The sequence below is a fragment of the Microbacterium sp. NPDC088619 genome, assembly GCF_044752825.1.
In the GTDB taxonomy this organism is placed as follows: domain Bacteria; phylum Actinomycetota; class Actinomycetes; order Actinomycetales; family Microbacteriaceae; genus Microbacterium.
On sequence record NZ_JBIVLZ010000001.1, the window covers coordinates 1603892 to 1626915 of the forward strand.

The following is a 23024-nucleotide window of genomic DNA, read 5'->3' on the forward strand; positions in this document are numbered from 1 at the left end:
GAGTCAGCGCCCGCTCAGCGCAGGGCCTTGGCGGCGATGAACGCGCGGAGCTCGTGCTCGTCGTCTGCCATCTCTGTCTTGCGCTGCGGAGCGTCGAGCATGGTGCGCAGCTCTGACGAGTACTCGAGCTCGACACCGATCGCCTCGCGGATCGTCTCGGCGAACTTCTGCGGCTTCGCGGTCTCGAGTACGAGCATCGGCACGCCCGGTTCGACATTCTCGCGGGCGACCTTGACCCCGTCGGCGGTGTGCGGGTCGATGATGTCGCCCGTCGACTCGTAGACCGACTTGATCGTCTCGAGCCTGTCGGCGTGCGTCGAGGTGCCGCTGACGATGCCGAACTCGTCGACGAAACGAGCGAGATCGGCGGTGAAATCGAAGAAGCCCTGGGTGTCGAGATCCTGCCAGGCCTTCACCACGCGGGTCGCATCACGTCCGACGAGCTCGAAGATGAAGCGCTCGAGGTTCGAGGCCTTCGAGATGTCCATCGACGGGCTCGAGGTGGCGAGCGTCTGCGCCGCGCTGCGAGGACGGTAGACACCGGTGCGGAAGAACTCGTCCAGCACGTTGTTCTCGTTGGCAGCGAGCACGAGGCGGCGGATCGGCAGCCCCATCTGCTTCGCGAAGAACCCCGAGAGGATGTTGCCGAAGTTTCCGGACGGCACGGTGAATGACACCTCGGTCCACCCACCGGCATCCGTCGCGCGCAGCCATGCCCAGAAGTAGTAGACGACCTGAGCGGTGATGCGGGCGAGGTTGATCGAGTTGACCGCGCCGAGGTGCTGGGCGCGCTTGAAGTCGAGGTCACCGGCGAGCGACTTGACGAGGTTCTGGCAGTCGTCGAACACGCCGTCGACGACGATGTTGTGGATGTTCTCGTCTGCGAGCGAGAACATCTGCGCACGCTGGAAGGCGCTCATGCGTCCCTTCGGCGACAGCATGAAGACCGAGATGCGATCCTTGCCGCGCAGAGCGTGCTCGGCAGCCGATCCCGTGTCTCCGGAGGTCGCGCCGAGGATGTTCAGCACCGAGCCCTTGCGCTCCAGGGCGTACTCGACGACCTGGCCGAGGAACTGCATGGCCATGTCCTTGAACGCCAGCGTGGGACCCTCCGAGAGACCCACCAGAGTGAGGTCGTCATCGATCGAGCGCAGCGGCACGACCTCTTCGGGGAACTGGTCGTAGGCCGCGGCGGTCATGCGCGCGAGATCGGCTCGGGGGATGTCCGTCGCGAACAGCCCGAGCACCTCGGTCGCGAGCTGCGGGTAGGTCAGCGCCCGCCAGCGCTCGAGCGTCTCGCCGTCGACCGTCGGCATGGTCTCGGGCACGGCGAGCCCGCCGTCGGTCGCGAGCCCCTCGAGCAGTGTCTCGCAGTACGGCAGCGGCTGCATGCCGCCTCGGGTGGAGATGTACTGCACGGGTGCTCCTCGGTTCGGAATCGGCGCGGGGCTTCCATTCTCGCAGGTGACCGCGGGGTGATTGCACTGCCCGGACATGCGTCTCACGACATAGCGCGTTCATCCCGCGGAGGCAATGGTATTCCGCTGTGAACTCGAATCTCTTAGCGTGGAGCCCATCAACAGAACAGGAGCCCTCATGACTGCGAAGACCCATACCGCGCATGACCACAAGCCCGCGGACGGCCAGGCTCCCATGACAGCCTCCACGCCGGCCGAGCCCCTCTACGAACGTGTCGATCTCGATCGGTACGTCGTGCTCCACGAAGGCCCCGTGGGATACGTCGAGCACGTGCATCCGGTCTTCGTCTGCTACGTGGGCCACCCGTATCACCACGCCGACGAGATCGCTCAGGTGCACGACTTCCACGACGCTGTGCGGACTGTCCTGCACCGCGCCGTCTCGAAGCGGCGCGCTCAGTGAGCCGCGACATCTGGCCCGGTTCCCCTTACCCGCTCGGCGCGACCTTCGACGGTCAGGGCACCAACTTCGCCCTGTTCAGCGAGGGCGCCGAGAGTGTCGAGCTGTGCCTGTTCGACGACGACGGCTCCGAAGAGCGCGTGCCGCTCGAAGAGGTCGACGCGTACGTGTGGCACGGCTACCTGCCCTCCGTCCAGCCGGGACAGCTGTACGGATACCGGGTGCACGGCACCTACGACCCCGCCCAGGGAAAGCGCTTCAATCCGAACAAGCTCCTCCTCGACCCCTATGCGAAGTCGGTCGCGGGTCGGGTCGAGTGGGGGCAGCCCCTGTTCGGCTACGACTTCGGCGATCCTGATTCCCGCAACGACGAGGACTCCGGCGCGACGATGGTGAAGGGCGTGGTCGTGAACCCGTTCTTCGAGTGGGCGGGTGACCGGCTTCCGAAGACCCCCTACGCGCAGACCGTGATCTACGAGGCGCACGTCAAGGGACTCACGGAGCTGCACCCCGATATCCCCGAGGAGCTGCGCGGCACGTATGCGGCGATCGGTCACCCCTCGGTGATCGATCATCTCGTGCACCTCGGCATCACCGCGATCGAGCTGATGCCGGTGCACCAGTTCGTCTACGACTCGACCCTCGAGGAGAAGGGCCTCACCAACTACTGGGGCTACAACACCCTCGCCTTCTTCGCACCGCACAACGACTACTCGTCGAGCGGGCAGCACGGTCAGCAGGTGCAGGAGTTCAAGGCCATGGTGCGCGCGCTGCACGCGGCGGGCATCGAGGTCATCCTCGACGTGGTCTACAACCACACCGCCGAGGGCAACCACATGGGGCCGATGCTCTCGATGCGGGGCATCGACAACGAGGCCTACTACCGCCTCGAAGAGGATCGCCGCTACTACACCGACTACACCGGCACGGGAAACAGCCTCAATGCCGGCAACCCGCACGCGCTGCAGCTGATCATGGACTCGCTGCGGTACTGGGTCACCGAGATGCACGTCGACGGCTTCCGGTTCGACCTCGCCTCTACTCTCGCGCGCGAGTTCTACGACGTCGACCGGCTCGCGGCCTTCTTCGAGCTCGTGCAGCAGGATCCGATCGTCTCTCAGGTGAAGCTCATCGCCGAGCCGTGGGATGTCGGTCCCGGCGGATACCAGGTAGGCAACTTCCCGCCGCAGTGGACCGAGTGGAACGGCAAGTACCGAGACACGGTGCGCGATTTCTGGCGCGGTGAGCCTCAGGCGCTCGGCGAATTCGCGTCTCGTCTCACCGGCTCGGCCGACCTCTACGAGCACTCCGGTCGACGCCCTGTCGCATCGATCAACTTCGTGACCGCTCACGACGGCTTCACGCTCCGCGACCTCGTCTCCTACAACGAGAAGCACAACGAGGCCAACGGCGAGGACAACGCCGACGGTGAATCGCACAACCGCTCCGACAACCATGGCGCGGAAGGCCCCACAGATGACGAGGGGATCAACCGCATCCGCGCCCGGCAGCAGCGCAACTTCCTCGCCACCCTGCTGCTGTCGCAGGGGGTGCCGATGATCGCGCACGGCGACGAGCTCGGCCGCACCCAGAATGGCAACAACAACGGGTACGCGCAGGACAACGAGCTCACCTGGGTCGACTGGGAGTCAGCCGACCTGCCGCTCGTGGAGTTCACGGCAGCGGTGGCACGGCTTCGCCGCGACCATCCGACGTTCCGGCGCAGCCGCTTCTTCGACGGTCGTCCGGTGCGGTCGGAGGACGGCGAGCGCGTTCCGGACGTCGTCTGGCTTCGTCCGGACGGCCGCCGTATGGAGCCGGAGGACTGGGATTCCGGCTTCGGTCTCGCGATCGGAGTCTTCCTCAACGGTCAGGGCATCCGCGAGAAGGACCGGCGCGGTCGGCCCGTCACCGACCAGAACTTCCTCGTGTACTTCAACAGCGGGACGGATGCTGTCGAGGTCGCGCTTCCCGACGAGCGGCACGGACACGCGTGGGAGGTCATGATCGACACGGCCGGCGAGCGAGCAGACGGCGCATCGCTGGACCCGGGTGCCTCGGTCTCGCTCGAGGCGCACTCGCTGATCGTGCTGCGCGATGTCGACCGCACGGTGGTGTCGACGGACAACTCCGTGGAAGCGTCGCTGCGCATTCAGACCGAGCAGTCCGAGGCCCCGTCACCGGCTCCCACCCCGGAGCTGCCTCGATGACGCATCGCCCGCTCTCGACCTATCGGCTGCAGATCCGCTCCGGCTTCACACTCGACGACGCGGCATCGGTCACGAGGTATCTGGCCGATCTCGGGGCGTCGTGGGCCTACCTCTCACCGCTCCTCGTCGCCGTGCCGGGGTCGGACCACGGGTACGACGTCGTCGACCACTCCCGGGTGGATGACGACCGCGGCGGCCCGGAGGGCCTGAAGCGATTCGCCGCCGCCGCCCGCGCAGCCGGACTCGGCATCCTCGTCGACATCGTGCCCAACCACGTCGGCGTGGCGATCCCCCGCGCCAACATCTGGTGGTGGGATCTGCTGAGGCTCGGACGCGCATCACGGCACGCGGTGGCGTTCGACGTCGACCGACGGCTGTCGGAGGGGCGGGTACGACTGCCGATCCTGGGCTCGTCGCTCTCAGAGGTCCTCGAAGCCGGTGACATCGTCGTCGACACCACTCCCGCCGACGATGCCCCCGACGGAACGCTGTCGTACTTCGACCACGTGCTGCCGTTGGCACCGGGCTCGGGCGAGTTCGCGGACGACCTGCCCGGCCTGCTGGATGCCCAGCATTACGAGCTGCGGTTCTGGGAGGATCAGAACACCGACCTCGACTACCGCCGCTTCTTCGCCGTATCAGAGCTCGCCGGCATCCGCGTCGAGATCCCCGATGTGTTCGACGAGTCGCACGAAGAGATCGCCCGGTGGATCACGGACGGGCTGGCCGACGGCCTGCGCGTCGACCACCCCGACGGCCTGACAGACCCCGGCGGCTACCTCGAGCGGCTCGCAGACGTCACCGGCGGCGCATACACCGTCGTCGAGAAGATCCTCGAACCGGGCGAGCAGCTGCCGTCGTGGTGGCGCACGGATGGCACGACCGGTTACGACGCGATGGGCGAGATCGACCGCGTCCTGATCGACGGCGACGGAGTCGCGGCCCTCGATCGGCTCGATGCGCAGTTGCGCTCGGAGACCGGCCTGCCCCCGGCGGAACCCTGGCATGACCTGATCCACACGACCAAGCGGATGATCGCGGATGAGCTGCTGCAGTCCGAGGTGCGCCGCCTGGTGCGGGCGCTGCCGTTCGGCGTGGTCGGCGCGGAAGACGCGCTGGCCGAGATCGTGGCGAGCTTCCCCGTCTACCGGTCGTACCTGCCGGCGGGGCGCGAGCACCTCGAGCACGCGGTCGAGGACGCCTCGCGTCGACGCCCCGACCTCGCGGCATCGATCGCCGAGCTGACGCCGCTGCTGCTCGACACCTCGCTCGAGGTCTCGCAGCGCTTCCCGCAGGTGACCGGAGCCGTGATGGCCAAGGGCGTGGAGGACACCGCGTTCTACCGCCACACCCGTCTCGGAACCCTCACCGAGGTCGGTGGCGATCCGTCGATCGACTCGGTCCCGGTCGAAGAGTTCCACGACGCGCAGCGGGCACGACTGGCGTCGTGGCCGCACTCGCTCACGGCGCTGTCGACCCACGACACGAAGCGATCAGAGGACGTCCGCGCACGCCTCTCGGTGCTCGCCGAGATTCCGGATCGCTGGGCTGAGGCCCTGGGCGAACTCCGGGCCGTCGCCTCGACCGGACACGGCCCCCTCGACTCGCTGCTCTGGCAGGCGGCCGTCGGCGCCTGGCCGATCTCTTCGGAGCGACTGCTCGCCTACGGCCTGAAAGCGGCGAGGGAAGCCGCAGAGGCGACCGGATGGCAGCATCCGGATCTCGAGTTCGAGAAGGGCGTCGAGGCGATCGCGCAGGCAGCGAACGGGCGGGCCCGCACCATCCTCGATGGATTCGTCAGCGAGATCGTCGACCAAGGCCGGGTGAATTCGCTGTCCGCGAAGCTCCTCCAGCTCGCTGCCCCCGGCGTGCCGGACGTCTACCAGGGCACCGAGCTGTGGGATCACTCTCTCGTCGACCCCGACAACCGGAGGCCGGTGGACTTCGCCGCGCGTTCGGCGATGCTCGGGCAGCTCGACGACGACGTCGCCCGCGGCGTCCTCCCTCCTGTCGACGACTCCGGTCTCGCGAAGCTGCTCGTCACCTCGCGCACGCTGCGTCTGCGGCGGGACAACCCCGAGCTGTTCTACCGGTATCGCCCCGCCGTCGTCGCCGGCGACGCATCGGATCATGCGGTCGCCATGGACCGGGGCGGAGTGCTCGCGGTCGCCACGCGTCTGCCGGTCGGGCTCACGCGTCGCGGCGGGTGGGGTGACACTGTGCTGCTGCGCCGAGAGCTGCCCACGACCGACGCGATCACGGGTCGCCGGTTCGACCGCGGACCGATCCGCCTCGCCGACCTGCTCGACACGTATCCCGTGGCGCTTCTGGTGGATGAACGATGATCTCGGTGTGGGCTCCGCGCGCCGACAGCGTGCGACTGCGACGCCTGACCCCTGCCGGCACGACGATCTCGGAACACGACCTCGAGCCCGCGGATGACGGGTCCGGGTGGTGGCGCACCGACGTGGCGATGGCCGAGGGCGAGCGCTACGGCTTCCTCCTCGACGACAGCACCGCACTGCGCCCCGACCCCCGGTCACGCAGACAGCCGCGGGGCGTGCACGGGCCCTCAGCGCTGTTCGACCCCGCCCGCTTCGAGTGGAGCGACACGGACTGGCGAGGGAAGCCGCTCGACGGCGGAGTGATCTACGAGCTGCACGTCGGCACCTTCACACCGGATGGCACGCTCGACTCGCTCATCGGCCGTCTCGATCACCTCGTCGACCTCGGGATCACCCATATCGAGCTTCTTCCGGTCAACGCGTTCAGCGGTGACTGGAACTGGGGGTACGACGGTGTGCTCTGGTACGCCGTGCACGAGGGGTACGGCGGACCGGCCGCCTACCAGCGGTTCGTCGACGCCGCCCATTCCCGTGGTCTCGCGGTGATCCAGGACGTGGTCTACAACCACCTCGGCCCGAGCGGCAACTACCTGCCCGAGTTCGGCCCCTACCTGCGCGAGGGCGAGCACACCGCGTGGGGCGACTCGGTCAACCTCGACGAGGCCGCTGTGCGCGAGTACATCCTGGAGAACGCCCTGATGTGGCTGCGCGACTTCCATGTCGACGGTCTGCGTCTCGACGCCGTGCACGCCCTGCATGACGAGAGCACACCGCATCTTCTGCACGAGATGTCCGCACGCGTCGATGAGCTGTCGCGCGAGCTCGACCGCCCCCTGAGCCTGATCGCCGAATCCGATCTCAACGACCCCGTCATGGTCCTCCCCCGCGAGGCCGGCGGGTACGGGCTCACCGCGCAGTGGTCCGATGACTGGCATCACGCGGTGCACGTCGCGCTCACCGGGGAGACGGATGGATATTACGCCGACTTCGCGGCGCCCGAGGCTGTCGCGAAGGTGACGCAGGGCGGGTTCTTCCACGACGGCACGTATTCGTCGTTCCGCGGACGAACGCACGGCGCTCCGCTGCCTTCGAGCGTTCCCGCCTGGCGTCTGGTCACGTTCGCGCAGGACCACGACCAGATCGGCAACCGCGCGGCCGGAGACCGGCTGACCGCGTCGCTGTCGTCAGATCGCCTCGCGGTCGCCGCAGTGCTGACGCTGACCGCTCCCGGAACCCCGATGCTCTTCATGGGCGAGGAATGGGGAGCCTCGACTCCCTGGCAGTTCTTCACGTCTCACAAGGAGCCCGAGCTCGCGCGAGCCACGGCGGAGGGGCGGATCGCGGAGTTCGGGCGGATGGGATGGGACCCGGCCGCAGTGCCCGACCCGCAGGACCCTGCGACCTTCGAGCGATCGCGGCTGGACTGGAATGAGGTCGGATCGCCGCAGCATGCCCGCATGCTCGATCTGTATCGACGCCTGATCGCTCTGCGGCGAGAGGTGCCTGAGCTCACCGACTCCGAGATGTCGCACAACGTCGTCTCTGTCACACACCTCGACGGCGCACCGGAGCACCGGGCCTACCGCATCGAGCGGGGCGACCTCGCAGTGCTCGTGAACCTCACCCCTGAAGAGGTGGAGTTCGAACTCGGCCCCGATTCGCGGATCCTGTTGGAGACGGCACCCGGTCGGATGATGGCGCGGACCATCGCGCTTCCGCCCGAGTCCGCGGCGATCGTCGCTCCGCCGCGCTGAATTGTGCCAGGAGGCGTGAGTCGTGCGCGAGGTCGAGGACGTCTGAGTTCATGCTTTCCTGAATTCACGGTTCTGTGTACAGTCGTAGCGTGACCCTCACCGCCTCGCTCACCCATACCGCCGCCGTCTCCCGTCTCGGGCATGCGCTGTCGGACACGACTCGGGCAGCGATCCTGCTGGCGCTCCGAAAGACGCCCGCCTATCCTTCCGATCTCGCGGAGGAGCTCGGGGTCAGCCGTCAGCTCCTGTCGAACCACCTCGCATGTCTGCGCGGATGCGGACTCGTCGAGAGCGTTCCGGACGGACGCCGCAGCCGCTATGCGCTCGCAGACCCGCACCTCGCCGCAGCGCTCGACGAGCTGATGCGAGTGATGCTGATCGTCGAACCGGACTGCTGCGACGGAGACGGGTGCACCTGCTGATGTCACCGACCGCTCTCGCGCCCGAGCGGCGTGCGACGCTGCACCGCCGCATCCGGCTCATCGTGGCGTTCACGATCGTCTACAACGTGATCGAAGCCGTCGTCGCGATCACCGCGGGATCGGCCGCCTCGTCTGCCGCGCTGATCGGGTTCGGACTCGACTCGAGCATCGAGGTGCTGTCGGCCGCCGCCGTCGCCTGGCAGTTCACGCGACGCGACCCGGAACGCTGGGAGAAGCCCACGTTGCGAGTGATCGCCGTGGCGTTCTTCGCACTCGCGGTCTACGTCGCGGCGTCGTCGGCGATGTCGCTGCTCGGCGGCGACCGGCCCCAGCACAGCACGGTCGGTCTCGTGCTGACGGCGCTCAGCGTGATCATCATGCCGCTCGTGTCTCTGGCCGAGCGGCGGGCGGGATTCGAGATCGGATCCGCCACAGCCATCGCCGACTCGAAGCAGACGCTGATCTGCACCTACCTGTCGGCCGCCGTGCTCATCGGACTGGCTCTCAACAGTCTGCTCGGCTGGTGGTGGGCGGATGCCGTCGCCGGACTCGTCATCGCCGTCTTCGCTGTTCGAGAAGGCCTGGAAGCCTGGAAGGGCGACGCCTGCGCGACCTCCGTCGGCATGATCCTGGAAGACGAACACGACCACGCGCACGACGACCACACGCACGACGACGCCCCGCGTCGTGAGCAGTGACCCGAAAGAACGTCAGCGAGATTCCGACCTCAGCGTCACGTTCGGCCGTATCCGGGGTCTTGCACATGAGACCAGAAGCCGGCCTGGGGGAACATGAGCCCGCTTCCGGTCTGGGCCGCACTCTCCCCTTTGAGCGGCTCGCGGGTGGGGACCTCCCACGGCCCCACCCGCCCTCCTGTTCTTCAACGGATCCTGCGTCCTGGCATCAGATCCAGCCGCGCTCCTCCGCCATCAGCACCGCCTGCTGCCGTGTGCCGACCGAGAGCTTCGCGAGCACCGCGGAGATGTGGTTGCGAACCGTGCCCGGAGCGAGCGACAGCACCCTCGCGATCTGAGTCGTGGTCTCTCCCCGACGCCCCGCACGCAGCACATCCAGCTCACGATCGGTGAGAGGCGACCGCTCGTCGCTGAGAGCATCTGCCGCGATCTCGGGGTCGACGTAGCGAGCTCCCGCCGCGACCCTGCGGATCACGTCGGCGACCTGATCGGCCCCTCGGGACTTGGGCAGGAACCCCGCGACACCGGACGCGAGCGCCCGACGCAGCACTCCAGGGCGGGCGTGCCGGGTGACGACGACGCAACGGGTGGCTATCGCTCGGTTGAGCCGCTCGGCGACCTCGACGCCGTCCAACCCCGGCATCTCGAGATCCAGCAGACAGACGTCGGGCGTCAACCTGAGCGCAGCGGCGAGCGCCTGCTCTCCGTCGGCGCATTCGGCCACCACCTCGATGTCGCCTTCGAGGCGCAGCAGAGCGGCGAGGGCCGAACGGATCATGCCCTCATCGTCGGCGAGGAGCACCCGGATCATCTCGGCCCCTCCCCGTCGGCGAGCTGCCCCTCAGATGCCGGGACCGTCACCGAGACGATGAACTCACCCGCGTCCTCCCGGATCTCCAGAGTTCCGCCGGCTTCCGAGATGCGTCTTCTCACTCCGTCGAGCCCCGACCCCACCGGCTCTCCTCCGACGCCGTCCGTCATATCGTTCGCGACCTCGTAGCGCCACCCGTCGGCGACCCGGCCGAGAGCGAGACGGGCGCGGCGCCCGGCCCCGTGCCTCAGGACGTTGGTCGTCGTCTCCCTGATCACGGGTCCGAGAGCTGACGACGGCGCATCGTCGGCATCCGGCGCGATCTCGGCCTCGACATCGAGTCCGGCCGCGGCGAGAAGGTCTCGCGCGTTCGCGACCTCGTCCCCCAGCGGCACCGAACGGAACCGCGTGGCAAGGTCACGGGTGCCCTGCCTGGCCTCGTCGACGCTCACTCTGGCCGCCTGCAGCTGATCGAGAGCGGCATCGGGATCGATCCGCATGAGGCGCTCGGCCAGTTCGAGCTGCAGCGCGATGACCTGCAGATGATGCCCCTGGAGGTCGTGCACGTCGGTGGCCACCCGAAGTCGCTCCTGTGTCGCCGCGAGGCGGGACTCCGATGCCCTGGCGCGATCGACGGTGACCAGCACGTCCCACCACCAGAGCGAGCTCACCGACATCGCCGGGATGAGGATCGCGTAGAGAGCGGGGATCCAGCCGGGGAGGCCGATCTCGGCGGCACCTCGCGCTGCGTCGGCGACCGCGACGAGCACGAGCAGCACGGTGGTCAGGGCGACCATTCGCAGGCGCACGCCCTTGGGCCAGTTGAGCAGCAACACCGACTGGGCGATGGGCATGACGGCGAGCAGCCAGCTGTCGATCGCCAGCCCGCCCGCGACGCCATAGCCGACCGCGGCCAGCAGTGGCAGCGCGATGCGCGTCCACGCGATGCCGGGTTCCGCGTCCAGCCGATGACGGTAGTCGGTGAGCAGCACGGTAGTGGAGACCCACCAGACCGCGCCGCCGAGGCCCACGACGAGCACCGCCGTCGCATCACCGGGCACGGAGAGGGCCTGGAGCGTCCAGACGAGCACCAGGAACAGCTCGAGGAAGACGACGGCTGAGAACGTGTACCACCACGTGGCGGTGATCCCTCGCGCGAGTTGACGCGCGCCGGGCGGCGGGTCGCCGGAGGGATCGACGACCGGAGAAGTGCTGCGCATGCCCCCACGATACGGGCGTGACACATGTCATGGATGCCGTGGGCGAACCACCCGGAAAGCAGTGACGCTTCGGCACTGTCGGGCTGCGGCGAGAGGCGGTGGACTGGATGCATCGCGACGGAGACACCGACGCACAGACCGGCAGGAGCCACCCCATGAATCTCATCGAGACCTTCCAGGGCTTCGTCGCCCAGGTGCCCGAACTCGTCCAGCCGCTGATCGTCGCCCTTGCAGGGGCGATTCCCTTCATCGAGGGCGAAGGGGCCGTGTCGATCGGCATCATCGGCGGAATCCATCCGGTGATCGCGGCGATCGCGGCGATGGTCGGCAACTTCCTCTGCGTCGCTGTGCTCGTCATCGCCAGCTCGGGGGCGCGCACAGCGATCGTGAATCGGTCGCGCACCCGGCAGACGGTGGTCGCCGGCAGCGGAGCCGTCGAGACCGTGCCTGCGGACCACGTGGATGCAGACCGCGGCGGCGCCCGCCGCGAGAAGTTCCAGCGGGCCTTCGAGCGCTACGGCGTGCCGGGCGTCAGCCTGCTCGGCCCGCTGCTCCTGCCCACGCAGTTCACCGCCACGATGCTCGCCGCGGCCGGCGTCGGCAAGGTCCGCATCCTCATCTGGCAGGCCGTCGCGATCATCGGCTGGACGACGATCGTGGCTGTGATCGTCGGCAGCGCCGTCTACGCGATCCGCTGAGCCCGGCGCAGGACGCGCAGAAGCCCACCCGTGAAGAACGGGTGGGCTTCTGTGCGTGACGGAGGTCAGCGACGCGCGGCGCTAGACCGGCGCTTCGCGGCGATACCTGTGGCCAGTGCGCCACCGACGATCAACGCGAATGCGAGAGACAGGAACGCTGCGCCGGATTCACCGCCCGTCAGAGCAAGCCCACCGGCGACCGGGGTCGGCGTCGCAGTCGGCGTCGTGACCGGCGTCGGTGTCGGCGTCGGCGTTACCGGCGTAGGAGTCGGCGTCGGCGTTACCGGCGTCGGCGTCGGCGTCGGATTGACGGGCGTCGGCGTCGGCGTCGGAGTCGGAGTCACGACCGGCGTGCGGTTGGCGACGTTGGTGAGCGTGAGCTCGACACCGGCGGTGGTGCCCGGCGTCACCTCGTAGGTACCGTCGCCGCCGTCGACGACGCCCTCGCCGACGATCGTCCATTCACCCCATGTGACGCCCTGGATCTCCGGCAGATCGATCTCCTCGATCACGAAGGTCGAGCCGAGGGGCGCACGCGCGCTGACCACCGGCTGCCCCACGGGAACAGACATCGTGGTGGGCGGCGCATCCGATCCCTTGACCGAGTACCGCACCGTGTAGGTCGCGTCGCGTGCGGCATCCGCCTGTGCGCCGGTGACCTCTTTGGTGATCGAGAACGTCGTGTAGGCGACACCGCTGCCGTCGCCTCCTCCGGACTCGACGACCGTGTGGGTCGCAGATGTCTCGAAGGTGTCGACGGTCGCGTGGTTTCCGAAGACGTCACCCTCCGCCACGGGCGCGTCCGCCTGGGTGAAGTAGACCAGCTCGTAGGCGAACCCTCCGACCGGCAGACCCGATGCCGTGAACTCGAACGAGCGTCCGTCGTCTGCCACGTCGATCACGTAGGCCGACGAGTCGACCTCGCTCCAGTCCCCGACGAACTCGCCATTCACGACCGCGCGCTGAATCAGCTTCACGTCACCGGTGTAGTGATGCCCCGTGAGGTCCCCGTCGAGCGTGTCAGTGATGGTGAAGGACCCGTCATCGACATAACCGCTCGGAATCCCGATGACCCACTTCAGCATTCCGTCGGTCGCGGTTTCTCCGCCGTATTTGTAGGGCGCTTCCTCTTCCGCAGGGTCTTCGGGAACCACCCCGCCGTCTCCCGGGAGGTCGACGATCTCGACCGTGTCGCCCAGGTCGAACTCGACCGTCTCGCTGGTCGTCGTCTGCGAGGCACGTGCCTCCATCCAGAAAGAACCTCCGACCTCCTCGAGACCCTCGACCGCCTCCGTGAGGGTGCAGACCATATCGGGCCCGGCACCTGCCGCCACGGCACAGTTCGCCACGACCAGACCCGTCACGGGATCCGCGATCGTGAACTCTCCCGCCGACTGCCGGCTGAACTCGGCGGGGAGTGTCATCCCGAAGGTCTCCCCCGCCTGCGCTCCGACCGGTACGGCCCACTCTCCCGAGATCCGCACGGTCTGCCACTGCACCAGCGGTCCTCCGCCGTTCTCGTTCTCGAGCGACACGCTGCCGATCGCCCCGGGGTATGTGACCGTCGGCGCAGCTGCCGCCGGCACAACAGACCCCAGGAGTCCGGCGACCGCCATGACCATCCCCACGATGATCGCAACGGCACCTCGCCCCCGCCTCTTGTGCATCTCCCCGTTGATCGCCGCTGCTGCGCCGACCGTTCTGCCGTGCGTGCGCACGAAACCACGTTCCCCAGTCATCGTCTTCCCCATCCGATACGAGTCGCTCCCAGTCGCGACCCATCTAAGAGATCAGGAAAAGGCCCGAGGATTACGCGGCAACCGGTATACAACGCCGATATATCAGCATGTGGTGAGAGCGCTGCGGAGTCGGCAGCCTCAGCGCACGGCCCCGGACGTCAATCCCCCCACGAGCCAGCGCTGGAAGAACACCGTGGCGGCGAAGACCGGGATGACCCCGATGAACGACGCAGCAGCGATCTTGCCGAAGTGCGGCGTGCGGTCTCCGTAGAACAGCGACAGCGCGACCGGGAAGGTCTGCGAGTCCACGCTCTGAGTGAGGAAGGTCGCGAGCAGGAACTCGTTGTAGTTGAGGATCGCGACGATGATCCCGATCGCGACGAGGCTCGGCAGCAGCAGCGGTACCACGACCGACCACAGCATCCGCAGGGTTCCCGCGCCGTCGATGCGCGCGGCCTCCTCGATCTCGACGGGGAGCCGGCGGATGAATCCCTCCAGCAGCCAGACGGCGACGGGGACGTTGACGAGGGCGTAGACCAGGGCGAGGCCGAGGAGCGTGTTGTTCAGCCCCACCGATCGCAGGAGCGTGAGCAACGGGACCACGGCGACGATCGGAGGGAGGAGCCACGGGCTCATCAGGGTCGCTGCGAGGGTGCGACCACCGGCGTTGTGGCGCACGATGGCCCAGGCGCCGGGGACGGCGATGGCGAGTGAGACGGCAGCTCCGCCGAGAGCGGCGGCCGAGGAGTTCAGGATCGAACGCGGGATGTCGGTCGCCATCACCTCGCCCCAGTTCGACCACTGCGGATCGGCACTCCACAGCACGCCGGAGACGGTCTCATCCCGGCCCATCAGCGACACCGAGAACAGATAGGCGAGCGGAACCAGGGTCACTGCGAGCGCCACGAAGAGCACGCTGCTCGCGACGGGGCGCAGGCGGATTCGTCGATCAGTCATGTCGGGCCTTCCGTGCGAACGCCACCACCACGAGAGTCACCGCGGTGACGATGACGGCGAAGACGATCGTGATCGCGGATGCCCGGCCGATGTCGAACTCCTTGAGAGCGACCTGCTGGATGAGATACGTCGTCACCGTGGACGCTTGGCCGGGGCCGCCCGAGGTCATCACGAAGACGAGATCGAAGACCTTCAGTGCGATGACCAGCCGGATGAAGAGCGCGGCGATCACCGTGCCGGCGATCGCGGGCCAGGTGATCTCGCGGAACAGGCCGGCCCCGTGGGCGCCGTCGAGAGACGCGGCCTCTCGCACCGCGGGGTCCTGCGTGAGCAGCGCCGCGTACACGAGGATCACGATCAACGGCGTCCACTGCCAGACGTCGGCGAGACCGATCGCGGGCAGCGCCCACGCCGTGTTCGACAGCGGCGCGAGCGAGATGCCGGGCAGCACGGTCGCGAGGAGTCCGCCCCCGGGGTTGAAGACGAGCTTCCACAGGGTGCCGACCACGACCGGCGGAGTGATCAGCGGAAGCAGGAGGAGTGTGCGCACGACGGCACCCGAGCGGGTCGCCCGCTCCAACGCGACCGCGATGGCGACCCCCAGGACGACGCTCGCGACGGCCACGGCGACCGCGTAGACGACCGTCCGCACGAAGGAGGCGACGACATCGGCATCCGTGAGTATCGTCTCCAGGTTCGCGGTCCCGACCCACTCCTGGAACGGCCGCCCCAGGGTCGAGTCGGTGAAAGCGGCGGCGAGGACGAAGAGGAGCGGATAGGCCCCGAGCACGACGATCGACAGGATGGTCGGCGCCGTGAGCAGCAGCGCGGAGGCGCCCGCCCGTCTCGGCAGACGGCCGGACGGACGGGCGCTCCGCACGCGGGTCGGAGAGGCGTCAGCCAAGGATCTCTTCCCACTCGGCCTGCACTCTGTCGAGCGTCTCCTGAGCCGTGCCGCCCTCGCCCGCGATGAGCTTGGCGAGTTCGTCGGTGAGGATCTGCGCCGCCTGCGAGGCGTTCTCCCCCGTGGGCCAGGCGAGCGATCCGCTCAGCGTCGTGCGGTTCACTCGCTGCAGGTCCGGGTAGGTCTCGCCGTACGCCTCGCTCTCGAGCGAGGACTCGCGGTTCGGGTCGATGCCGGTCTGCGGGTCGGCGACGATGAGCTCGGAGTTGACCTCGCTCGACGCGGCGTACTCGATGAACGCCTTGGCGAGATCCGTCTTCTCGGTGTTCGCGGCGATGACCCACGTGAAGCCGGCCACCAGCGAGGCCCGCGCCTCGGTGTTCTCGCCGCCGACGGGCAGCGTGGTCACGCCCCACTTGCCCGCGACCTTCGAGTCGGGGTTCGTCTCCGACCCCACCCCCAGGTCGGTCCAGTTCTCGATGAATCCGACCTTGCCGTCGTACCAGGCGCCGTTGCCGACGCCGAAGTCGGTCTCGGCAGCCGTGGGGAAGGCGTAGGGCACCGCATCCACCAGTGCCTCGGCAGCGGCCACCGCCTCCGGGGAGTTGATCGTCGGCTTGCCGTCCTCGTCGACGAACTCGCCGCCGAAGCCCGCCAGCCGGTTCGCGTAGGCGGCGCCGAGGATCAGCGGAGACTTCTGGCCGAAGATCGCCGACCCGTAGACACCCTCGTCACCCTCGTTCTCGGTGATGGTCTTCACGTCCGCCAGGTACTCGTCCCAGGTCGTGGGCGGCTCGGTGATGCCGTTCCGCTCGAGGATCTCCTTGTTGTAGAAGAGCACGTGGGTGTCGCCGTCGAACGGCAGTCCGTAGCGGCGGTCGCCGACCAGCGTGTACGGGTCGTTGATCGAGGGGATGAAGTCGTCCTCCTCGAGCGAGGGGGTGTCGGCGATCCAGTCGGTGAGGTCCTGGATCGAACCGCCCTCGGCGAGGTCGCCGATCGAGACGTACCAGGGGGCCGCGACGTCGAAGGTGTTGGCGCCCGACTGCTGGTCGAGGGCGAGGGTCGAACCGATCTCGTCGTAGGGCACGATCGTGAGGTTGACCTCTGCGCCGGTCTCCTCCTCGAAGTGCTCCTTGAGCCAGTTGCCCGCGCCCTCGTGCGAGGTGATGAGCAGCGCGTTCAGCGTCTGGCCGGAGAAATCCCCGTCGGCGCCCGCCCCACCGGGCTCAGGGCTCTGCGTCGCGCAGCCGGCGACGGCGATGGTCGCGGCCGTCAGTGCGGCGGCACCGAGAAGGACGCGGCGTCGGCTGCGGCTCGGGCTCGGAAGGAATGGCATGGGGGCTCCTCAGGCAACGGGTCGGGAAGCAGATCGGCGCTCACGCTAGGAGCCCGGAGCGGGCCGCCGCATCGTCGGCGTAACAGTTCGTCGTGGAGCGACGCGAAGAGTCATCGGGCGGGTCGCAGCACTGCTCGAGTGGCTATGGTCGCGAAGTCCCCGATCTCCTGAGGAGCACCATGTCACGCCGCATCATCCTGAACGCCTTCGACATGACCTGCGTGACTCATCAGGCCCCCGGACTATGGCGGCACCCCGACAACCAGGCCGATCGATACCACGACCTCGACTACTGGGTGGATCTCGCGAAGACCCTCGAGCGCGGCAGGTTCGATGCGATCTTCATCGCGGACGTGCTCGGAACCTACGACGTCTATCGCGACTCCGCGGCCACGGCGCTCGGGGACGCGACGCAGGTTCCGCTCGGCGACCCGGTGGTGCAGATCTCCGCCATGGCCCACGCGACGGAGCATCTCGGATTCGGAGTGACCGTCGCCACGACCTATGAGCAGCCGTACGCTCTCGCCCGCAGGTTCTCGACCCTCGACCACTTCACGCGCGGCCGCGTCGGCTGGAACGTGGTCACCAGCTACCTCGACTCCGCGGCCCGCAACCTCGGGCTCGACGGACTGATCGCCCACGACGACCGCTACGAGATCGCCGAGGAGTTCCTCGACGTGACGTACAAGCTCTGGGAGGGGTCGTGGGAGGACGATGCTGTGCTGCGCGACCGTGAGGCCGGCGTCTTCGCGGATGCGTCGCGTGTGCACCCGATCGGCCATGAGGGGCGGCACTACCGGGTTCCCGGCATCCACCTCGCCGAGCCCAGTCCGCAGCGCACGCCCGTGATGTTCCAGGCGGGTGCCTCCCCCCGCGGACGCGAGTTCGCCGCGAAGCACGGAGAGGCGATCTTCATCAACGGGCTGCGCCCCGAGGCGACGCGGCCGGTCACCGACGACATCCGCGATCGAGCCGAGGCTCTCGGACGCCCGCGTGAGTCGGTCAAGATCCTCACTCTGGTCACGGTCGTCGTCGCGGCGACCGACGACGAGGCCCACGCGAAGCTCGCCGACTACCGCCGCTACGTCTCGGTCGAGGGGGCGCTGGCGCTGTATGCGGGGTGGACGGGACTCGACCTCTCGCAGTACGACCCCGACGTCCCCCTGGAGTACGTCGACACGGATGCCGGACGATCCGCCCTCTCGGTCTTCACCAGGGCCGATCCTGAGCGCAAGTGGACGCCTCGCGACATCGCCCACTATGTGGGGATCGGCGGCATCGGCCCCGTGATCGTGGGCGGCCCGCAGACGGTGGCCGATGAGCTCGAGCGATGGGTCGAGGTCGGAGGCGTCGACGGCTTCAACATCGCCTACGTCGTGACACCGGGGTCGTTCGAGGACATCGTGGACCACCTCGTGCCCGAACTGCGCCGCCGCGGGCGCGCCTGGGACGACTACCCCGAAGGCACGCTGCGCGGTCGACTCAGCGGCGACGGCTCCCCCGTGGTGCCGGAGTGGCATCCCGCGCACGCCTATCGCGGCGCGTACGCGGGCGGCGCGTCCGCGCTCGACGGCACGCTCGGCGGGCCGCTGGTGGATGCCGCGGCAGCTGCCGCGGCCGATTCCGCCGAATTCGACGATCTGACAGAACTCACCGAGAAGGAGGGCGCCCGATGAGCGTCATCGCAGAGACCACGAACCGCAGCCACTGGACGGGGACGGCGGATGCCGCGGAGCGCGCGCACTGGCGCGGTGTCGCGGAGCGCGTCGCCGCCGAGCTCGAGAGCGATGCGCTGCAGCGCGACCGAGCGAACCAGGACCCCGCGATCGAGCTCGATCTGCTCCGTGACGCCGGGCTGGTGACGCTCTTGCAGCCGGCCGAGTTCGGGGGTGGCGGCGCGCACTGGGAGACGGCTTTCCTCGTCATCCGCATCCTGTCGCGCGCCGATGCATCGGTCGCCCAGGTCCTCGCGTATCACTACATCAACTCGGGCAACATCGGCTTCGCAGCCGACCCGTCGGTGCAGGAGGAATGGCACCGCAAGACCACCGAGGGCCGGTGGGTGTGGGGCGACTCCGTGAACCCGACCGACCCCGACCTCGAACTGACCGCGGACGGTGAGGGTTATCGACTCAACGGCCTCAAGCGCTTCTCGACCGGCGCCTCGGCCGGCGATGTCGTGCTGGCGGCCGCACTCGTCCGCGGCGGCGAGCGCGATGGTCAGGTGCTGTTCGTCGTGCTCGACCACGACCGTGACGGCATCCGGTATCTCGGCGACTGGGACGCGTTGGGACAGCGGCTGTCGGCGAGCGGATCCGTCCGCTTCGAAGACGTGCACGTGTCCGTCGACGACGTGCTCGGCGAGCTCGGGGACGAGCCGTTCTCGACCCTCATCACGCCCGGCATCCAGCTCGCCTTCGGCAACCTCTACCTCGGCGTCGCCGAGGGAGCGCTCGCCCGTGGGCTCGACATCGTCCGTGCTCGTCCGCGTGCATGGTTCCTCAGCCACGCCGAGTCGTATCGGGACGACCCGTTCGTGCAGCGTGTCGTCGGCGAGTTCTCGTCGCGGATCGCAGCGGTCGAGGCGCTGGCGGACCGCGCCGGACGCCTCTTCGACGAGGTCGTGGCCGAGGGCGCCGCCGTCACAGCGGAACGCCGCGGCGAACTCGCCATCGAGATCGCCAAGGTCAAGGTCGTCTCGACCGAGGTCGGCATCGAGGTCGCGAACAGGATCTTCGAGATCACCGGATCGAGCTCAGCCCGCGCGGATGTGGGGCTGGACCTGTTCTGGAGGAACATCCGCACGCACTCGCTGCACGATCCGATCGACTACAAGAAGCTCGAGGTCGGCGCCTGGACGCTGAACCGCGAGCTCCAGCCGATCTCGCTGTACACCTGATGGGCGAGCAGACGCGTCGACTCGACGCCGCCCGGCAGCGCTTGCGCCCCGTGTTCGCCGAGATCGGTGCGGGCACGGTGTCGCGAGAGAAGGATCACGAGCTGCCGTTCGCCGAGATCGCCCGCCTCCGCGCCGACGGCTTCGGTCGGCTCAGGCTGCCGATCGAGCATGGCGGGTTCGGGCTGGACTGGGAGTCCTTCGCCGAGGTGCTGATCGAGCTCGCCGCAGCCGACTCGAACCTTCCGCAGATCTTTCGCGGACACATCGCCTACGTCGAGCACATCCTGGCTGCGGCGCCGAGCGAGCGGCGATCCCGCTGGCTCGAGCGCATCGCCGACGGAGAGCTGGTCGGCAATGCGTGGTCGGAGAACGGCGCCGCCGCAGTGGGCACGAATGCAACACGCGTGACCCGGCGCCCCGACGGAAGCTGGCGTGTCGACGGACGCAAGTTCTACACGACGGGCAGCATCTTCGCGGAGTGGATCGACGCGACCGTCGATCTCGACGGCGAGACCGTGACCGCCCTCATCCGCAGGCATCAGGACGGAGTGGAGATCTCCGACGACTGGGACGGCTTCGGGCAGCCCCTGACAGGCACCGGCACGGCAGTGTTCACGGACGCCTCGGTCGACGAAGACGACGTCGAGCCGTTCACGTCTCGGTTCCCCTTCCAGACGGCGGTCTATCAGCTCACACTCCTGTCGGTGCTGGCCGGGATCGCCGCCGCGATCGAACGCGACACGGTCGCCCAGGTGCGCGCACGCACTCGCACCTACAGCCACGGCAGTGCCGAACGAGTGGCCGACGACCCCCAGATCCTGCAGATCGTGGGCGAGTTGACGGCGACGACCGCGACGGCCAGGGCGCTCGTGCTCGATGTCGCTCGAGCGGTGCAGCACGCAGCGGACGTGCTGGGGACGCCGGAGACCGAGGATGCCGTGATCGCGGCCGAACTCCGCTCCGCGCAGGCGCAGATCGTGCTCACCGATCTGGTGCCCCGTGCCGCTTCTCGCCTGTTCGACACGCTCGGCGCCTCTGCCGTGCGGTCGGGCACCGCTCTCGACCGCCACTGGCGGAACGCCCGCACGGTGTCGTCGCACAACCCGTGGATCTTCAAGGCCCGGCAGCTCGGCGACCACGCCGTGAACGGCCGGACGCCCGAGTTCGTCTGGTCGGTCGGGCAGGCGAAGGCTCTGGAGGCGAGTGCGGCCGAGCGCTAGGGCCGCGCCCACCGTCAGCGCTTTCTCGACTACTCGCCCGAGACCTCGTCGGCCGGATGCCGCAGGGCGCCGGCGGACGTGCGGCGCTGCACCGTGCGGAGCAATGCGGATGCGCCGGTGACGAGCACGAGCACTCCTATGGTCAGGATCATCAGGGTGCTGACCGTGACGGGCGTGAGCGAGAGCGCCCAGTCGGCGATGCCCGCCCGGCGGTCATCGTCGGCGATCAGCCAGAGCGAGGTCGCCGCCACTGCGGCGAACAGGAGGCCCCAGAGGATGGCCGCCCAGCGTGTGCGCGGCGGCGCGACGGATTCGGTGTGGTTCACGGATGCGGCGGTCGCCGCTTCTGTGCTCGTCTGGGTGGTCATCGCTCGTCCTCTTCCTCAGCCTCGATGAGGGTGATGTTGATCTCGCCGCTGTTCTGATCGATGGTCACGCGTTGCACGGTCGTCGTCGGCGCGTTCTCGGCCGAGATCGTCTCCGCCACGACCGACTCGCCACCGCGTTCGGTCGCCGTCCAGGTGCCGCTGTCGACGATCGCGCCGGTGCCGGCATCGACCCGCGTCCAACTCACGTCGGCGGTTCCGACTGTCGCCCGCAGTTGCAGCTGCACACCGGGGTCGACCGAGATCCAGGTGCTGCCGGCGCCCTTCTCCACGACGATCGGCCGGGGAGCGTCGTCGTGCCGGTTGAGCGAGATGTAGAGATCGCCGAACGGCTGGCGCACGTGCGCCGCCTCGTTGTTCGAGATCGATGCCCAGCCGACGCTCACGCCCTGGAATGCCGAGAAACCACCGGCCACGAGTCCGGCGACGAGCGTCAGCACGGTCGTGAAGGCGAGGAAGCCGCTTCGTCGTCGGAGGGCCCCGGCCACGATCATCCCGATCGCGAGCACCAGCGCGGCCGTCAGCAGGCCGAGTGCGCCACCCACTGCAGCACCCCCGTTGCTCAAGCCGACCAACGCGCCGATCACGATCGCGAGGCCGATGACCGAGGCGACGATCGCGAAGCCGGCACGCGGGCGTGAGGCGCGGCGAATGCGACGGCGCTCCGCGGCCTCGGCGGCGAACACCGCGGCTTCCGCCTGGCGCTCACGTCTGACCTGGTCACGGGCCATGCGTTCGGCGTCCTGCTGACGCCGACGCCACGCCTGGTCCTGCTCCTTCCACGCCCGATGCTGGATCCGCCACGCGGCGACCTCTGCCGGATCCTGCACCCCGGAGGGCAGCGGCGCAGGCGGAGCAGGCGGCGCGTCTGCGAAAGCGGTGGGTGCGATGGCGGCCTCGGGGACGGCGTACTCCTCGGACGCGACTGCGAGTGTGGCATCCGTCCCCTCGGCGGTACCCGAACCGCCGAGGGGAGCGGATGCCGCCGGGGCCGCCTGATCTGCGGGGCCCACCCGCAGATCAGGCGCGGAAGCACCCGGGGTGCGGCTTGCAGCACGCACGATCAGGAAGAGCAGGCCACCCACGATGACGAGCCCCACGACCCAGCTGAACACCGCCAGCGCCGACCAGCTCTCGTATCCGAACCCGAACAGGCGTCCGGTGAGCGGAGCCGTCGGAATCAACCCGACGATGGCCATGCCCAGCAGGCCGAGCTGCACGGGCTGGTAGTTGCGCTGGAGCAGGTCACGGAGGTGGACTCGGCCGTCGAGATCCGGCAGCAGCGCCCATGCCAGGGCGTAGAGGAAGATCACCGGCAGGCCGAAGAGCGCTGCGACCACGAGGACGCCGCGCACGATCAGCGGGTCGATCCGCAGTCGGGCGGCGATTCCGGACGCGACCCCGCCGAGCCATCCGTCTGAGCGGGCGACGCCGAGACCGGCGACCCACAGGAGGAAGCGCTCGGCGCCGTGCGGAACGGCCGGGCTCGGCGTGCCGGCCTGGTCGACGGGAGGCGGTGGCGCAGTCGGAATCGTCATGGGTCAATC

19 protein-coding genes are annotated in these 23024 nt (G+C 68.6%); 10 read left to right on the forward strand and 9 right to left on the reverse strand.

Annotated elements, in window-relative coordinates; translation table 11 throughout:
• Positions 1-14 precede the first annotated feature (14 nt).
• On the reverse strand, positions 15-1418 hold the full coding sequence (gene thrC / locus ACIP5T_RS07995) for a threonine synthase (RefSeq protein ID WP_400862108.1): 1404 nt from the start codon (positions 1416-1418) through the stop codon (positions 15-17).
• Positions 1419-1596: 178 nt separating this feature from the next.
• On the opposite strand from thrC, the gene ACIP5T_RS08000 reads away from it, so the two are divergent.
• The 6 genes from ACIP5T_RS08000 (at position 1597) to ACIP5T_RS08025 (ending at position 9307) form a co-directional block, all read left to right on the forward strand.
• On the forward strand, positions 1597-1881 hold the full coding sequence (locus tag ACIP5T_RS08000; RefSeq protein ID WP_311258965.1) for a hypothetical protein: 285 nt from the start codon (positions 1597-1599) through the stop codon (positions 1879-1881).
• The gene (gene glgX / locus ACIP5T_RS08005) at positions 1878-4088 is read left to right on the forward strand and encodes a glycogen debranching protein GlgX (RefSeq protein WP_400862111.1); all 2211 of its coding nucleotides are present in this window, start codon (positions 1878-1880) and stop codon (positions 4086-4088) included. The genes ACIP5T_RS08000 and glgX overlap by 4 nt, the downstream gene beginning before the upstream one ends.
• Positions 4085-6433 (forward strand): malto-oligosyltrehalose synthase, encoded by a 2349-nt coding sequence (gene treY, locus ACIP5T_RS08010; protein WP_400862113.1) that lies wholly within the window; start codon positions 4085-4087, stop codon positions 6431-6433. Before glgX ends, treY begins: the two co-directional genes overlap by 4 nt.
• The gene (gene treZ / locus ACIP5T_RS08015; protein ID WP_400862115.1) at positions 6430-8187 is read left to right on the forward strand and encodes a malto-oligosyltrehalose trehalohydrolase; all 1758 of its coding nucleotides are present in this window, start codon (positions 6430-6432) and stop codon (positions 8185-8187) included. The genes treY and treZ overlap by 4 nt, the downstream gene beginning before the upstream one ends.
• A gap of 89 nt (positions 8188-8276) precedes the next feature.
• Positions 8277-8609, forward strand: coding sequence for an ArsR/SmtB family transcription factor (locus ACIP5T_RS08020; protein ID WP_400862117.1), 333 nt, complete (start codon positions 8277-8279; stop codon positions 8607-8609).
• A complete protein-coding gene (locus ACIP5T_RS08025) occupies positions 8609-9307 on the forward strand; it encodes a cation transporter (RefSeq protein ID WP_400862119.1) in 699 nt (232 codons plus the stop codon). Before ACIP5T_RS08020 ends, ACIP5T_RS08025 begins: the two co-directional genes overlap by 1 nt.
• Before the next feature lie 205 nt (positions 9308-9512).
• Here ACIP5T_RS08025 and ACIP5T_RS08030 read toward each other — a convergent pair whose 3' ends face one another.
• The gene (locus ACIP5T_RS08030) at positions 9513-10115 is read right to left on the reverse strand and encodes a response regulator (RefSeq protein ID WP_400862120.1); all 603 of its coding nucleotides are present in this window, start codon (positions 10113-10115) and stop codon (positions 9513-9515) included.
• Positions 10112-11335, reverse strand: a complete 1224-nt coding sequence (locus ACIP5T_RS08035; protein ID WP_400862122.1) for a sensor histidine kinase — start codon at positions 11333-11335, stop codon at positions 10112-10114. The genes ACIP5T_RS08030 and ACIP5T_RS08035 overlap by 4 nt, the downstream gene beginning before the upstream one ends.
• A 155-nt stretch (positions 11336-11490) precedes the next feature.
• On the opposite strand from ACIP5T_RS08035, the gene ACIP5T_RS08040 reads away from it, so the two are divergent.
• A complete protein-coding gene (locus ACIP5T_RS08040) occupies positions 11491-12033 on the forward strand; it encodes a small multidrug efflux protein (protein WP_400862124.1) in 543 nt (180 codons plus the stop codon).
• A 65-nt stretch (positions 12034-12098) separates the two neighbouring features.
• On the opposite strand, the gene ACIP5T_RS08045 is transcribed toward ACIP5T_RS08040, so the two are convergent.
• From ACIP5T_RS08045 to ACIP5T_RS08060, 4 genes are all read right to left on the reverse strand, one after another.
• Positions 12099-13772, reverse strand: coding sequence for an Ig-like domain-containing protein (locus tag ACIP5T_RS08045; RefSeq protein WP_400862125.1), 1674 nt, complete (start codon positions 13770-13772; stop codon positions 12099-12101).
• Between the two features lie 138 nt (positions 13773-13910).
• Positions 13911-14729, reverse strand: coding sequence for a carbohydrate ABC transporter permease (locus ACIP5T_RS08050; RefSeq protein ID WP_400862126.1), 819 nt, complete (start codon positions 14727-14729; stop codon positions 13911-13913).
• A complete protein-coding gene (locus ACIP5T_RS08055; protein ID WP_400862127.1) occupies positions 14722-15633 on the reverse strand; it encodes a carbohydrate ABC transporter permease in 912 nt (303 codons plus the stop codon). The genes ACIP5T_RS08050 and ACIP5T_RS08055 overlap by 8 nt, the downstream gene beginning before the upstream one ends.
• On the reverse strand, positions 15626-16972 hold the full coding sequence (locus ACIP5T_RS08060; protein ID WP_400862129.1) for an ABC transporter substrate-binding protein: 1347 nt from the start codon (positions 16970-16972) through the stop codon (positions 15626-15628). The genes ACIP5T_RS08055 and ACIP5T_RS08060 overlap by 8 nt, the downstream gene beginning before the upstream one ends.
• A 179-nt stretch (positions 16973-17151) precedes the next feature.
• On the opposite strand from ACIP5T_RS08060, the gene ACIP5T_RS08065 reads away from it, so the two are divergent.
• Genes ACIP5T_RS08065 through ACIP5T_RS08075 form a run of 3 tightly spaced genes read left to right on the forward strand, consistent with a single transcriptional unit; the run spans position 17152 to position 21091 of the window.
• Complete coding sequence (locus ACIP5T_RS08065; protein ID WP_400862131.1) at positions 17152-18648, forward strand: LLM class flavin-dependent oxidoreductase; 1497 nt, start codon at positions 17152-17154, stop codon at positions 18646-18648.
• Positions 18645-19871: an acyl-CoA dehydrogenase family protein gene (locus tag ACIP5T_RS08070; RefSeq protein ID WP_400862133.1), complete on the forward strand. Its 1227-nt coding sequence runs from the start codon at positions 18645-18647 to the stop codon at positions 19869-19871. Before ACIP5T_RS08065 ends, ACIP5T_RS08070 begins: the two co-directional genes overlap by 4 nt.
• Positions 19871-21091, forward strand: a complete 1221-nt coding sequence (locus tag ACIP5T_RS08075) for an acyl-CoA dehydrogenase family protein (RefSeq protein ID WP_400862135.1) — start codon at positions 19871-19873, stop codon at positions 21089-21091. The genes ACIP5T_RS08070 and ACIP5T_RS08075 overlap by 1 nt, the downstream gene beginning before the upstream one ends.
• 29 nt (positions 21092-21120) lie before the next feature.
• On the opposite strand, the gene ACIP5T_RS08080 is transcribed toward ACIP5T_RS08075, so the two are convergent.
• Together ACIP5T_RS08080 and ACIP5T_RS08085 are read right to left on the reverse strand one after the other, a co-directional pair.
• Positions 21121-21459 carry a hypothetical protein gene (locus ACIP5T_RS08080; protein WP_400862137.1) on the reverse strand — a complete coding sequence of 113 codons (339 nt, stop codon included), beginning with the start codon at positions 21457-21459 and terminating at the stop codon, positions 21121-21123.
• Complete coding sequence (locus ACIP5T_RS08085; RefSeq protein ID WP_400862139.1) at positions 21456-23015, reverse strand: PspC domain-containing protein; 1560 nt, start codon at positions 23013-23015, stop codon at positions 21456-21458. Before ACIP5T_RS08085 ends, ACIP5T_RS08080 begins: the two co-directional genes overlap by 4 nt.
• Between the last annotated feature and the right edge of the window lie 9 nt (positions 23016-23024).